At 64.9% G+C, this 231-nt stretch carries 1 pseudogene; it reads right to left on the bottom strand.

Annotated elements, in window-relative coordinates:
• A pseudogene (locus EOB49_RS36025) lies at positions 1 to 231 on the bottom strand (hypothetical protein); the annotation flags it as partial.

Below are 231 nucleotides of genomic sequence, written 5' to 3'. Positions count from 1 at the left end.
ATAGATGACCACGCCGACATCGGGCAGCCTTGGCCCGACCTCGCCGAGTCCAACGCGGACCGGTTCGCTGGTCACGGTGACAGCCGGTGCTTTGCCTTCACCTGCGATGCGCAGGCTGATCGTCTGGCGCAGAGGCAGACCGGCAGGCAGCACATAGGGCCATGGCAGCGCCAGCGGCCGCACATAGGTCTTGTAGGAGGCGTCAGACCAGTTGCGCTGGTCCTCCATTTC

The organism is Mesorhizobium sp. M7A.F.Ca.MR.148.00.0.0 (genome assembly GCF_003997735.1).
Classification (GTDB): Bacteria; Pseudomonadota; Alphaproteobacteria; order Rhizobiales; family Rhizobiaceae; genus Mesorhizobium.
This window is presented reverse-complemented; position numbering and strand designations above follow the sequence as displayed.